The sequence below is a fragment of the Nocardioides sp. genome (assembly GCF_036493135.1).
Taxonomy (GTDB): domain Bacteria; phylum Actinomycetota; class Actinomycetes; order Propionibacteriales; family Nocardioidaceae; genus Nocardioides.
This window is the reverse complement of sequence record NZ_DASXQG010000013.1, coordinates 41,173-49,339: the sequence shown is the minus strand read 5'-3', so window position 1 is coordinate 49,339 and position 8,167 is coordinate 41,173. Positions and strand designations below refer to the sequence as shown.

General features: G+C 70.2%; 7 protein-coding genes. 4 read left to right on the top strand and 3 right to left on the bottom strand.

The features are described from left to right. Window positions 1–48: 48 nt before the first annotated feature. The 3 genes from glnA to VGJ24_RS02315 form a co-directional block, all read right to left on the bottom strand. On the bottom strand, window positions 49–1,389 hold the full coding sequence (gene glnA, locus VGJ24_RS02325) for a type I glutamate--ammonia ligase (protein WP_331498872.1): 1,341 nt from the start codon (window positions 1,387–1,389) through the stop codon (window positions 49–51). A gap of 127 nt (window positions 1,390–1,516) precedes the next feature. After that, complete coding sequence (locus VGJ24_RS02320; RefSeq protein WP_331498871.1) at window positions 1,517–2,626, bottom strand: hypothetical protein; 1,110 nt, start codon at window positions 2,624–2,626, stop codon at window positions 1,517–1,519. Window positions 2,627–2,739: 113 nt separating this feature from the next. Next, the gene (locus VGJ24_RS02315; RefSeq protein ID WP_331498869.1) at window positions 2,740–4,788 is read right to left on the bottom strand and encodes an NAD(+) synthase; all 2,049 of its coding nucleotides are present in this window, start codon (window positions 4,786–4,788) and stop codon (window positions 2,740–2,742) included. A 50-nt stretch (window positions 4,789–4,838) separates the two neighbouring features. Between VGJ24_RS02315 and VGJ24_RS02310 the strand changes: the two genes are divergently transcribed. The 4 genes from VGJ24_RS02310 to panB all read left to right on the top strand — a co-directional run bounded on the left by VGJ24_RS02310 (window position 4,839) and on the right by panB (window position 8,152). Beyond that, window positions 4,839–5,666, top strand: a complete 828-nt coding sequence (locus VGJ24_RS02310) for an FkbM family methyltransferase (RefSeq protein WP_331498868.1) — start codon at window positions 4,839–4,841, stop codon at window positions 5,664–5,666. 69 nt (window positions 5,667–5,735) lie between these two features. After that, window positions 5,736–6,296, top strand: coding sequence for a chloramphenicol phosphotransferase CPT family protein (locus VGJ24_RS02305; RefSeq protein ID WP_331498867.1), 561 nt, complete (start codon window positions 5,736–5,738; stop codon window positions 6,294–6,296). Then, the gene (locus tag VGJ24_RS02300) at window positions 6,289–7,191 is read left to right on the top strand and encodes a phosphotransferase (RefSeq protein ID WP_331498865.1); all 903 of its coding nucleotides are present in this window, start codon (window positions 6,289–6,291) and stop codon (window positions 7,189–7,191) included. The genes VGJ24_RS02305 and VGJ24_RS02300 overlap by 8 nt, the downstream gene beginning before the upstream one ends. Before the next feature lie 109 nt (window positions 7,192–7,300). After that, window positions 7,301–8,152, top strand: coding sequence for a 3-methyl-2-oxobutanoate hydroxymethyltransferase (gene panB / locus VGJ24_RS02295; protein WP_331498864.1), 852 nt, complete (start codon window positions 7,301–7,303; stop codon window positions 8,150–8,152). The last annotated feature ends 15 nt before the right edge of the window (window positions 8,153–8,167 follow it).

Below are 8,167 nucleotides of genomic sequence, written 5' to 3'. Positions count from 1 at the left end.
CACGTGCAGTCACAGGCTCAACCTACTGGGCCGAACTACTGGGCCGACTCACAGCACCGGCAGCATCCGGTCGCGCTCGAAGGTGGAGACCTCGGTGCGGTACTCCTGCCACTCCGTCCGCTTGTTGCGCAGGAAGAAGTCGAAGACGTGCTCGCCCAGCGTCTCGGCGAGGAGCTCGGAGTCCTCCGCGACCCGGATCGCGTCCGACAGGCTGGTCGGCAGCGGCTCGATCCCGAGTGACTTGCGCTCTCGTTCGGTCAGCAACCACACGTCGTCCTCGGCCTCGCGGGGGAGCTCGTAGTCCTCCTCGATCCCCTTCATGCCGGCGGCGAGCACCACGGCGTACGCCAGGTAGGGGTTGCACGCCGAGTCGATCGTGCGCACCTCGATCCGGGTGGAGACGCCCTTCTGCGGCTTGTACATCGGGACCCGCACCATGGCGGAGCGGTTGTTGTGCCCCCAACAGATGTACGACGGAGCCTCACCGCCACCGAGCAGGCGCTTGTAGCTGTTCACCCACGGGTTGGTGACCACCGCGATCTCGCTGGCGTGGCGAAGGACGCCGGCGATGAACTGGCGGCCGGTCTTGGACAGCTGGTACTCCGCACCCGCCTCGAAGAACGCGTTGCGGTCGCCCTCGAAGAGGGACACGTGCGTGTGCATCGCCGAGCCGGGGTGGGCGGTGAACGGCTTGGGCATGAACGTCGCCCAGATGCCCTGGCTCAGCGCGACCTCACGGATGACGGTGCGGAAGGTCATGATGTTGTCGGCGGTCGACAACGCGTCGGCGTACCGCAGGTCGATCTCCTGCTGGCCCGGCCCACCCTCGTGATGGCTGAACTCCACCGAGATGCCCATCGACTCGAGCATCGTGATCGCCTCGCGCCGGAAGTCGGCTCCCTGCGACTGGGCGGTGTGGTCGAAGTAGCCGGAGCGGTCGACCGGCACGGGTTCGCCGCCGGGTGTGGGGCTGTCCTTGAACAGGTAGAACTCGATCTCGGGGTGCGTGTAGAAGGTGAAGCCCTGCTCGGCCGCGTTGCCGAGAGTGCGCTTCAGCACGTGCCGGGGATCGGCGTACGACGGCGACCCGTCGGGCATCACGATGTCGCAGAACATCCGCGCCGTGCTCGGCCCGTCGCCGCTGCGCCACGGCAGGATCTGGAACGTCGCGGGGTCGGGCTTGGCCAGCATGTCGGCCTCGTACACCCGCGCGAAGCCCTCGATCGCCGAGCCGTCGAAGCCGATCCCCTCGGCGAACGCGCCCTCGAGCTCGGCCGGCGCGACCGCGACCGACTTCAAGAACCCGAGCACGTCGGTGAACCACAGCCGCACGAACCGGACGTCACGCTCCTCGAGCGCCCGCAGCACGAAGTCTTCCTGCTTGCCCATGCCGCGCAGTCTGTCTCAGCCGTGTTACGGCGATGTTGCGCCGCGGCCGCCGGGCCCGCCGTCGGTCGAGCGTGACGAGACCACGACGCCCCGCCGGGTCCGGTTCCGGCGGGGCATCGGGCCAGGGTCACTTCTGGCAGGCGATGACCTCCTGCGTGCCGAGGATGCCCCGGTCGGCCTGCATGCGAGGCTTCAGCCACGCCTGGGTGACCTGCGCGTAGGCGAGGGTCCCGTTCGTGGGGCCGGTGTTGCCGCCGGTGCGCACCTTGCGGATCGTCAGCGGGATCGTCAGCGACTTCGCGTCCGTCCCGCCCCAGCAGGCCGAGCCGTGTCCGGCCGCGCGGGCGGTCTTGAACGAGACGGCGTCGCCGACGTTCTCTCCGGCGTACCTCCAGGCGACCAGGGCCGTGTAGCCGGTGTTGCCCTCCCAAGGTCCGTAGACCGTGGTGGTGATGCCACGGGTCAGGTTGCGTGGCACCCGGAACGTCACCTGTCCGTTGTTCATCGTCTTCGGCTCGGCCGACCAGGTGTTCTCGACCCGCGTCGCCCCGTTCATCACGCCGACCTGGCAGCCCGTGCAGTTCGCGGCGGTCAGAGTCAGCTTCGTGGTCGGCGGCTTGCTGCAGTAGAACGCGTCCTGGTTGCCGATCGTGCCCTTGTAGGTCTTCACGGTCGGCTTCCAGCTCGACATCGTGTGCGTGGCGTAGGCCAGCGGGATCTGGGTCGGGTGGCCGTCCAGGGTCTTGGCTGCCACCCGCGCGACGTGGAAGTCGAGGCGGACGTCGTCGAGCCTCGTCCCGGCCCAGCACCCCTGGGCCTTCTGCGCATGGCGGGCGGAGTGGCGACCGACACCCGAGTCGACCGCCTGGCCGGCATACCGGGTGACGATGTTCTCCACTGCTCCGGTGTTGCCTTCCCACGGCGCCCGCACCACGAAGGACAACCCGTGCGTACGTGAGGTGCGGAGGTGGAAGACCGCGTTGTGGTCCGAGCCGATGCGTTGCTCCTTGGACGTCCAGACGTTCAGCTTGCCGTTCACCGCGTGCTGGAGCTGGACGGAGCAGCGGTCGCAACCGGTCACGTGGATGTGCAGTCTCGTCTTCGCCGGCTTCTGAGCGGCCGCATCGCCGGAACCGGTGGCTGCGTGTGCGTCGTTCTGGGCCGTGGTGGCCAGGGTGGCCGCCACGATGGTCGCCAGGACCGCTGCGATCCCGCGCGTCCGTCGTACTCCAGTCATGTGGTCTCTCCCGAAAGTCGTGGCGGCCCCCCGTCCGTGCCGCCGATGTCCACTACGACTCAGCAGGAGTGGGGAATGTTGCATGCCGGACGGACGATCGGGTCACGATCGGGTCACGAGGTCGGGACGCGCTCCAGGTCGGCGAGCCAGGCCGTGGCTGCGGCGTCGCTCGGCATCCGCCAGTCACCGCGCGGGCTCATCGTGCCGCCGGCGGAGACCTTCGGCCCGTTCGGCAGGGCGCTGCGCTTGAACTGGCTGGCGAAGAACCGGCGGCAGAACACCTCGAGCCAGTGCCGGATCTCCCTCAGCTGGTAGGCCGGCCGACGGTCGTCCGGGAAGCCCGGCGGCCACTCCCCCGCCGCCGCGTCGTGCCAGGCATGCCAGGCCAGGAACGCGATCTTGGTCGGTCGGTAGCCGCGCCGGAGCACGTGGTAGAGCGTGAAGTCCTGGAGCGCGTAGGGGCCGACGGTGTCCTCGGTCGCCTGCGTCCGCTGCCCCTCGACGGTGGGGATCAGCTCGGGGGTGATCTCCTGCTCGAGGATCTCGCCGAGCACCTCGTTGGCCGCGTCGTCGAACTGTCCGCTGTCGATCGACCAGCGGATGAGGTGCTGGATCAGCGTCTTCGGGACACCGGCGTTCACGTTGTAGTGCGACATCTGGTCGCCCACGCCGTACGTGCACCAGCCGAGGGCGAGCTCACTGAGGTCGCCCGTGCCGACGACGATGCCGCCGCGCTGGTTGGCCAGCCGGAAGAGATAGTCCGTGCGCAGCCCGGCCTGGACGTTCTCGTAGGTGACGTCGTACGTCGCGCCGCCGCCGGCCGCTGGGTGGTCGAGGTCCTTCAGCAGCTGCTCGGCCGCCGGCTTGATGTCGATCTCCTCGAACGTCACGCCGAGCGACGTCGCGAGCCGCGTCGCCAGGGACTTCGTCGTGTCTCCGGTCGCGAACCCCGGCATGGTGAAGGCCAGCACGTCACTGCGCGGCCGGCCCAGCGCGTCCATGGCGCGGGTCGCGACGATCAGCGCGTGGGTCGAGTCGAGCCCGCCGCTGATGCCGATCACCGCCTTGGGCGCACCGATCGCCTCGAACCGCTGCATCAGGCCGGCGACCTGGATGTGATAGGCCTCGTAGCAGTCCAGCGCCAGGCGTTCGGGGTCGTCGGGGACGAACGGGTACCGGTCGAGCTTGCGGCGCAGCCCGATGTCACCGGTCGGGGGTGCCAGCTCGAAACCGACCTCGTGGACCTGCGACCGCGCGGGCCTACCGGTGTCGAGGCCACGACGGTTGTCGTCGAACGTGCCCTGACGGAGTCGCTCCTGGCGGATCCGGTCGAGGTCGACGTCGACGACCGTCCGGCGCGGTCCGACCGGGAAGCGCTCGGTCTCCCCCAGCAGGTCACCGCACTCGTAGACCATGGTCTGGCCGTCCCAGGCCAGGTCGGTCGTCGACTCGCCCTGACCCGCCGCCGCGAAGACGTACGCCGCGTTGTTCCGGAAGCTGGCGCTGCGCACCAGCAGCCGGCGGTCCTCGGCCCGGGCGATGGTGATCGGGCTGCCCGACAGGTTGGCGAGCACAGTCGCTCCGGCCAGCGCGGCCTCGGCGCTCGGCGGCACCGGTACCCACATGTCCTCGCAGATCTCCACGTGGAGCCGCAGGTCGGGCAGGTCGGACGCGACGAAGATCAGGTCGGGCCCCAGGGGTACGTCGCTGCCGGCGACGCGGATCGTCGTACCCCGCAGGTCGTCTCCGGCGGCGAAGTGGCGGCGCTCGTAGAACTCACGGTAGTTCGGCAGGTAGGACTTCGGCGCGACGCCGAGGACGCGCCCGCCCTTGATCACGACCGCGCAGTTGAGGAGGCGGGTGCCGTGCCGGAGTGGGGCACCGACCACGAGCATCGGCACCAGGTCTGCCGACGCCTCGACCACCGTCGCGATCGCCGTCTGCACGGCGTTCAGCAGGACGTCCTGGAGCAGGAGGTCGTCGATGGAGTAGCCGCTCAGGCAGAGCTCGGGGAACACCGCGACCGCGACGCCGTCCTCGTGGCACTCACGCGCGATCTCGAGAACCGTCCGCGCATTCGCCTCGGGGTCGGCCAGCGCCACGGGCATCGTGCACGCCGCGACCCGCGCGAACCCCTGCGCGTACGCCGAGTAGAACTCCACCTTCCCAGTCTAGGGACGAGCCTTCCCCCGAAGCCGGGTTAGGGTGCCGCATGGCGCTCGATCTCGGTGATCCCCCTTCGCCCACCGATCATCAGTGGTACCGGTTCTGGGCCGAGTACACGGCTGCCCAAGCCCGCAACACCCGTCAGCCGACCAAGGTGATCGACCTGCGGGTGCGGCGGATGTTCCACGATCTGTGTCGCATGCTCGAGCCCACCGTGGTGCTCGAGCTGGGTGCCCACGAGGGCCGGTTCTCCAAGTGGGCCAAGCGAACGTTCCCCGACGCCCGGTGCCTGGCCCTGGAGGCGAACCCGTACGTCCACCGCGAGCACAGGGAGGACATGGACGAGATCGGTGTGGAGTATCGCCACCTGGCGGCTGCGGCCACGAACGCCACGGTGACGATCAACATCCCCACGCGGATCGGGAACAAGGTCAAGGACCGCGCGAACCGGATGGCCAGCCTCGGCGTCCATCACCGCGCCGTCGGCCACGAGTCCGTGGACGTCGAGGCCGTGCGTGTCGACGACATCGTCGACCTGACCGACGACGACCGGGTCGTGGCATGGATCGACGTCGAGGGGGCGTCCGACGCCGTGCTAGGCGGGAGCGAAGAGCTGATGGCTCGTGCCGATGCCGTCTACATCGAGGTCGAGGACAGGGAGGTGTGGGAGGGCCAGTGGCTCGACGTCGACGTCGCTGCGTTCTTCCGGACGCTCGGCAAGTTCCCCGCGATGCGGGACATCCAACGCCTCCACAGCTACAACGTCGTGTTCATCAGTCCGGACCTGGCGGGACGGGACGGCGTCGCCGAGCGCGCGGCCCGGGTCCTGCGCCCGCCGCGCGGGGGCAAGAGCGAGGACGAGAAGGCCGACTGACGCGGCCGAGTGCCTGCAGTCGACGAGATCTGCTGAGGCGCGGCGCCTTTCCTCGATAGCGTCAGCGGCATGGCGTCGGGTCGGATCGTGCTCCTCAACGGGCCGTCGAGCGCCGGCAAGACGACACTCGCCCAGGCCGTCGCCCGCCGGCTGGCCACGCCTTGGCTGGTGCTGCCGGTGGATCTGTTCCACCAGATCCGCACCCGGCCCGACGCAGATCTGACCGACCGGCAGTGGCACGACGTCTTCCACCGCACACGCGCGGCGTACCACCGCGCCCTGGTCGGCGCCGCGTCGTCCGGCATGCCCGTGCTCGCCGACCACGTGCTCAACGAGCCGTGGCGCCTCGACGACCTGCTCCGACTGACCGCCGGCCTCGACGTGCTGCTGGTGCACGTCACCTGCTCGCAGAAGGAGCTGCGACGGCGCGAGAAGCAACGAGGCGACCGCGACCCGGGCACGGCGCTGCACCAACAGCGCCTGGTATTCCTGCACGGCGACTGCGACCTGACCGTGGACACGACGTACGGTCCCGACGAGCCGACCGCCGCCCTCCTCGAGCTCATCCGCAACCCACCCAAGGAGCGCGCCTTCGACCGGCTCCGGGCCAGGCGGGCCGCCCGTGCTTGAGCCGCCACCCGGCGTCGACGACGCCGACGTCCTCGCGGAGCTACGGCGTGCCTGGGACGGCGACGTCGACCGGCTCGCCTACCAGCAGGTCGGCTTCGGCGCCCACCACTGGGCGGCCTACGTCGGCGCCGAGCCCCGGCTCTTCGTGACCTACGACGAGCCGCAGGGCGCGGAGGCCGCGGCCGACCTCGAAGCGGCGTACGCCGGTGCCGTCGCGCTGCGCGCCGGCGGACTGGAGTTCGTGCTCGCGCCGCTGGCCACGGCCATCGGGCGGCTGACCGTGCCGTTCGCCCGCGGTTCCCTCAGCTGCTCGCCATGGCGTGACGGCACCTCGGAACCGCCCCTGGACGTCTCGTGGACGACGGCCGTCCTCCGCCGCCTGCACGACGCCCCACCTCCTCCGGGTCTCCCGAGGTGGCGACCCAAGGTCGACCCCGACTTCGCGGAGACCACGACCCGGTTGACCCGGCAGGAGTGGGGACCGGGTCCCTTCGCGGACACCGCCCGCGGAGCCGTCCGCGGACGGCTCCGCGAGATCGAGCGCTGGACCGAGCGCTACCACCACCTCGGCGACGTGGCTCGCGGCCGTCCCTGGGTGGCCGCGCACGGCGAGCCGCACGACGGCAACCAGCTGCTGACGGCGGAGGGCCGCTTCCTGGTCGACTGGGACACGCTCCGCCTCGCCCCGGCGGAGCTCGACCTGCGCACCCTCGTCGAGAACGGGGTGCCGCCCGCCGAGATCGGCGCGGATCCGGAGATGGTCGAGCTCTTCGACCTCGAGTGGCGGCTCGACGAGATCAGTCAGTACGCCGCGTGGTTCGCCGCCCCGCACACCGGCACCCGCGACGACGAGATCGCCTTCGGCGGACTGCGGGACGAGCTGGCTCGCCCGTGACGAGCGACACAGGTCGCATCCGGTGGACACGTCACTAGCCTGGAAGACGTTGCGTGGACTCCACCAGGGAGCCGCGATGACAGCCCACTCTCGGCACTGAGGAGCACCGATGAACGACGAGGTCGCCGCGCCGTACGGCACCGGTCCCGCGAAGACCAGCACCCCCGTGCGGCGGGTCCGCACGCACCACCTCCGCCAGTTCAAGGAGCAGGGCGAGCGGTTCTCGATGCTCACCGCCTACGACCAGTACACGGCCGCCACCTTCGACGAGGCCGGCATCGACGTGCTCCTGGTCGGGGACTCGGCGGCCAACAACGTCTACGCCTACGAGACCACGGTCCCGATCAGCGTCGACGAGCTGCTCCCGCTGACCCGCGCCGTGAGCCGGTCGGTCCACCGCTCGCTCGTCGTCGGCGACCTCCCGTTCGGCTCCTACCAGGCCTCGCCCGAGCAGGCCTACGGCACCGCCGCGCGGTTCATGAAGGAGGGCCTCGCCCACTGCGTGAAGCTCGAGGGCGGCGTCGAGATGACCCCGCAGATCACCCGGCTCAGCCAGGGCGGGATCCCGGTGATGGCCCACATCGGGTTCACGCCGCAGAGCGAGCACGCGCTCGGCGGTTACCGGGTCCAGGGCCGCGGCGACGCGGCCGAACGGGTCCTCGCGGATGCGCACGCCGTCGAGGACGCCGGCGCGTTCGCCGTCGTCATGGAGATGGTGCCCGGCGACGTGGCCGCGCAGATCACCAAGGAGCTGGTGATCCCGACGATCGGCATCGGCGCCGGCGTCGAGTGCGACGGCCAGGTCCTGGTCTGGACCGACGCCTTCGGGGTGCGCTCGGGGAGGATGGCCACCTTCGTCAAGCAGTACGCCGACCTCCACGGCGAGCTGCTCAGGGCGGCCAAGGCGTACGACGAGGATGTCAAGAACCGCACCTTCCCCGGCCCGGAGCACACGTTCTAGGAGCTCCATCGACCG

What these genes read in the sequence shown, in the direction of transcription:
- VGJ24_RS02305 (WP_331498867.1), top strand. Translation starts at nt 5,736, where the DNA reads ATGGCGTCGGGTCGGATCGTGCTCCTCAACGGGCCGTCGAGCGCCGGC.
- VGJ24_RS02310 (WP_331498868.1), top strand. Translation starts at nt 4,839, where the DNA reads ATGGCGCTCGATCTCGGTGATCCCCCTTCGCCCACCGATCATCAGTGG.
- VGJ24_RS02320 (WP_331498871.1), bottom strand. Translation starts at nt 2,626, where the DNA reads ATGACTGGAGTACGACGGACGCGCGGGATCGCAGCGGTCCTGGCGACC.
- glnA (WP_331498872.1), bottom strand. Translation starts at nt 1,389, where the DNA reads ATGGGCAAGCAGGAAGACTTCGTGCTGCGGGCGCTCGAGGAGCGTGAC.
- panB (WP_331498864.1), top strand. Translation starts at nt 7,301, where the DNA reads ATGAACGACGAGGTCGCCGCGCCGTACGGCACCGGTCCCGCGAAGACC.